Source organism: Quyinboa ferrireducens, from assembly GCF_042436675.1.
Taxonomy (GTDB): domain Bacteria; phylum Bacteroidota; class Bacteroidia; order Bacteroidales; family UBA5342; genus JBHJHP01.
In genome coordinates, this window is record NZ_JBHMVA010000039.1 from 1 (window position 1) to 3,656 (window position 3,656).

The 3,656-nt window shown below is 32.9% G+C and carries 6 protein-coding genes; all 6 read right to left on the reverse strand.

Translation table 11 applies throughout. The annotated features are described in order from the left end of the window. Positions 1 to 185 precede the first annotated feature (185 nt). A complete protein-coding gene (locus ACE01N_RS20080) occupies positions 186 to 785 on the reverse strand; it encodes a hypothetical protein (protein ID WP_380592795.1) in 600 nt (199 codons plus the stop codon). Between the two features lie 178 nt (positions 786 to 963). Further along, a complete protein-coding gene (locus ACE01N_RS20085; protein WP_380592797.1) occupies positions 964 to 1,371 on the reverse strand; it encodes a hypothetical protein in 408 nt (135 codons plus the stop codon). Next, on the reverse strand, positions 1,368 to 1,961 hold the full coding sequence (locus tag ACE01N_RS20090; protein WP_380592799.1) for a hypothetical protein: 594 nt from the start codon (positions 1,959 to 1,961) through the stop codon (positions 1,368 to 1,370). Before ACE01N_RS20090 ends, ACE01N_RS20085 begins: the two co-directional genes overlap by 4 nt. Before the next feature lie 163 nt (positions 1,962 to 2,124). Continuing rightward, positions 2,125 to 2,565 carry a hypothetical protein gene (locus ACE01N_RS20095; RefSeq protein WP_380592800.1) on the reverse strand — a complete coding sequence of 147 codons (441 nt, stop codon included), beginning with the start codon at positions 2,563 to 2,565 and terminating at the stop codon, positions 2,125 to 2,127. Further along, positions 2,552 to 2,836 carry a hypothetical protein gene (locus ACE01N_RS20100; protein WP_380592802.1) on the reverse strand — a complete coding sequence of 95 codons (285 nt, stop codon included), beginning with the start codon at positions 2,834 to 2,836 and terminating at the stop codon, positions 2,552 to 2,554. Before ACE01N_RS20100 ends, ACE01N_RS20095 begins: the two co-directional genes overlap by 14 nt. Positions 2,837 to 3,455: 619 nt before the next feature. Then, on the reverse strand, positions 3,456 to 3,656 hold a 201-nt coding region (locus ACE01N_RS20105), incomplete at its 5' end, for a hypothetical protein (protein WP_380592804.1).

Here is a 3,656-nt window from a genome sequence, read left to right on the forward strand (position 1 = left end):
TAAATTAATCAGCATTTTAATCTTATTCTAATATTGTGCACAACGTTCCCGCGGTATGGTGTCGTGGCAGTTTCTGTCCGATAGGATAGGAACTGTCAGGACAAAAGAGACAGCCGGCGAACGTTGAAATATTATATTTAAAATAACTGCCATGCAGTATGACCGTGTGTTGTGTGCTGCCTTTTTTATGATATTGAATGTAAATATGTTCCTATTCTTTCCCAATTTCCATCAATTTTCAAATAAATTTCAGCTGATGCACTTGCGGACATAGGTCCACTATAATGTCCACAATAGATAATTGCAAAATTTTCTTTTAAATTAAAAAGTGGCAAACTATAGTGATTCATTGTAATAATTTCAAAACTATCAGCTGTTTTTCTATTAAAAGACTTCATTGCCTTTCTTGAATATTTTTTTCCCTTACATTTAGAATACAAGATTACATTTTTCGGTAGTCTATCAGATTTCCATTTGAAATTTTTATATTCGTCTATCTGCTTGGAAATATATTCAATGTCTTTATTAGTTAATAACTCATTCCATATTGAATCAGAATAGTATTTATTGTCAATGAATAAACACCGCTTATAGTCAAATCCATTTTGCTTATTAATAAATAAGTCATAGATTTCAGTTGAACCGTTTTTTGTGATAATTTGACTTGAGCCATCAGTCAGTATTTGATTTATGAAGAATTCAATTCTATAATTAAGGCTCTGTCCAACCGATATCTTTGACACAAATATGACTATTATTAGGATGAAGTTTCTAAATGTTATCATTTCTGTTTTTTTAAGGTTGCACACAACGTTCCCGCGGTATGGCTAGTAAGGGATTGCGGGCTACTTTCCTGTCCACTGTTACAATAGTTGAAGCGGACTACTGAGCTTCGCAAACCAATGAAACCCTTATTAGTTATACCGTGTGTTGTAGGCAGTTTATATTTTTTGTCTAATTTTTTCATGTCAAAATACTATATGTAATCGCCGAAATGAATGCACCTAAAGCTATCACCATTGAATAAGGCATGGCATAGTTTCCCTTTTTTATATGATACTTATCTACAATTTTCTTGTACCTATCCTTATAAAAAATCAGAAAATAGTTAATAATAAAGAAAGGTGTTGCAAATACAATTGCAAATGATAGAAATCCATCAATCATATCTCCTGGGAAAATATTTATATCAGGTAATGCAATATTTAGCACATGAAAATATTTCAACCAAAGAAATATTATAAATAGATTAAGAGCGTGAATCCAAGAATTAAATACATATAAAGATATTTTCCAATCCTTCTTTTTTGGATGATGTTTTCTAATCCGTTGTATCGCATCAGCCCAATATATGTAATAAAAGTTTCTCATTTCGTTAATCTAGATATAAACGCATCTTCCTCCTTTAATAACCGTTCACGTTCTTTGCCATTTTTTTCATCTGTAATTGACTTTTTTAATCCGATATAATCTGCCATGTTCTTTTTAAAGTCATCCTGGGAAGCAACATCATGTAGCCAATCAACAAAATCTGTGGTTAGCATTCTCTTCCAATATTTCTCAATCTCGATGGCAAAATCCAACGATTCCCAACTTATTAATTCTGACTTGTCAATACGCAAAGGTTTATTACCGAAAATCAAATCAATAAGATAGGTATTTGAAAATGCTGTAGTATATAATTTCTTAATTGCCAATTCATGTTTTTTGTTTTTATATAGAGTGATTGTCCATGCAAGATTGAAATCTGGAAATCCTGAATCCATCTCAAACTCTTTCTCAAACCAGTTGAAATATCTTAATGCGCCTTTGTAATCTTCAATTTGTAAGTATAAATCTGGAATTATAAAACGATATCCTCGACTATCATCATACCATCCATGTTTTCTTTTCTCAGCTGAAAGTTTTGCTTTAAGACTCCGAATCTGTTTTTTTATTTTTTCAATCTGCTTATCAGTCATATGTTAATTTTATGCAGTCAGCCTAAATTGCCTACAACGTTCCCGCGGTATGGTGTCGTGCGGTTGACTGTCCCACGAAGTGGAGACTGTCAAGCCGAAAACGACGGCATACGGATTGTTGATTTGCAAGTTAAAATAAAACCGCATGCACTATGACCGTGTGTTAGCGAGCGTTTTTTCTTAATATCTCAAACATGTTTTTTAACTCGGTAGAACCTTTTTCAGAATAAAAATAATATTCTTTAATAAGTTTTCCTCCTTTTGATAATTCTAATGAATATGTAACCTTAAGCTCCTGTTCTTTTTTGTTTTTGTCAAGGTTCAAGGAATATATTTTATTAACCAATAAAACAATTCTGTCCCAATCACCTTTCTTCATTTTTACTCTTGTTCGGTATTTTTCTCCTTTTACGTCTAAATAGTTCATTATAGGAGTTATGTAATAAATCTTCTCCTTTTTAAGGTCAATTTCATATTTCTGAATCAGTAATGTTGAATCACCATTATATGATAAAATTATATTATCAAATTTTTCATTCCTTGTCTGTGCTGATGAGCTACAAATGAATGTAATCAATAATATCAAAGTACTAGTCCATTTCATGTTTCCTATGCTTTTTGATTAACAGGAATACTAGAATTATAGGAGTTGCAATTCCAATAGTTGCTAATATTATCTTACTAATTCCTAAGAATACGTTAAGTTTCAATCCAGCTAAAGTGTTTGCATTATTAATCTTTTCAAGATAGTTTCTTGCAATTTCACTCTTATCAATAAATACAAAAAGTAATATGCACCCAACAGCAATAGTAAATACCATAAGAGAAATAATTATTTCAGCAATTGTTTCGAAATAATCTTTCTTTTTCTCCATAATTTTTTGAGTTTCATATTTTAGCACTGGCCAAAATGCTCGCTAACGTTCCCGCAGTATGCTGTCGTGGCAGTTTCTTTCCGACGGGAAAGGAACTGTCAGGACAAAATGGCCCGACTGCGAATGTTGTAATATTTTATTTAAAAGTACTGCCATGCAGTATGACTGCGTGTTGTAAGCTGTGCCTTATTTTTTTTCTCACGGGTGCTCTTTAAATTGATGCTTCACAAATTAAACACTCCGACAAATCAAATGAGTTTCAGCCGCCTGGGACCGGATAATGTAAATCAAAACTCTACGATATTGCGTCAACCCCAAACGATATTGCGTCAAAATATGAAACATTCAAGTTGTACAAACTGAGACTCCGCCCGACGCTTGGTTAAAATCAATCGTTGATCCTAATTAATAAATAACGTTCTTTGCTTCAGCCGAAATAGGGTGGAGGCCAATTTATAAGATCTCAAACAACTAATCCCGGCATTGCTTACAACGTTCCCGCGGTATGGTGTCGTGCGGTTGACTGTCCCACGGAGTGGAGACTGTCAAGCCGAAAACGACGGCATACGGAATATGGATTTGCAGGTTAAAACAAAACCGCATGCACTATGACCGCGTGTTAGTGGCTGGCGGTTCTAATTTCTTTATGAATCAGTTTCAATAATTTTTCTTGTTTGTATTTAATCATTGAACTTTTAATCAAATATTCTAAAATGAATGAAAATAATAATGTTCCTCCAAATACGAATATATTTTCAATATTTATGCCAGTGGTTAGTCCAAAATAAATAGTTATTGCAATAAATACCATTGTGAATAG

What these genes read in the sequence shown, in the direction of transcription:
- ACE01N_RS20080 (WP_380592795.1), bottom strand. Translation starts at nt 785, where the DNA reads ATGATAACATTTAGAAACTTCATCCTAATAATAGTCATATTTGTGTCA.
- ACE01N_RS20085 (WP_380592797.1), bottom strand. Translation starts at nt 1,371, where the DNA reads ATGAGAAACTTTTATTACATATATTGGGCTGATGCGATACAACGGATT.
- ACE01N_RS20090 (WP_380592799.1), bottom strand. Translation starts at nt 1,961, where the DNA reads ATGACTGATAAGCAGATTGAAAAAATAAAAAAACAGATTCGGAGTCTT.
- ACE01N_RS20095 (WP_380592800.1), bottom strand. Translation starts at nt 2,565, where the DNA reads ATGAAATGGACTAGTACTTTGATATTATTGATTACATTCATTTGTAGC.
- ACE01N_RS20100 (WP_380592802.1), bottom strand. Translation starts at nt 2,836, where the DNA reads ATGGAGAAAAAGAAAGATTATTTCGAAACAATTGCTGAAATAATTATT.